Below are 290 nucleotides of genomic sequence, written 5' to 3' on the forward strand. Positions count from 1 at the left end.
CCCGGTTTTGATAGTATAGACCCGGACCGCCCCTTGAGGCCAACATCCAGAGGATTGCAAGAACCGGCACCAAGATCGGCAAAACAACCATCGCGAACCCCAAGTCAAAAAGCCGTTTTGGGTAGGTTGGATGGGTACTTATTTGTGCCCGATGGTGTGTTGGATAGTAGCGAACGTCACTAGAGACATAAGCTGTCTCGCAAAAGTCTACATTATCAGTATGGTCTTTCATTCAATAGGCCTCTATCGCCCGAAAAAATAGCATATGACTCCATAACCACCCTAGGTTG

Annotated in this window: 1 pseudogene; it reads right to left on the reverse strand. The window is 47.9% G+C overall.

What is annotated here, in order from left to right:
* Positions 1 to 232, reverse strand: a pseudogene (locus AB9F29_RS22290) (hypothetical protein); the annotation flags it as partial.
* Between the last annotated feature and the right edge of the window lie 58 nt (positions 233 to 290).

The organism is Falsihalocynthiibacter sp. S25ZX9, from assembly GCF_041205405.1.
Classification (GTDB): domain Bacteria; phylum Pseudomonadota; class Alphaproteobacteria; order Rhodobacterales; family Rhodobacteraceae; genus Falsihalocynthiibacter; species Falsihalocynthiibacter arcticus.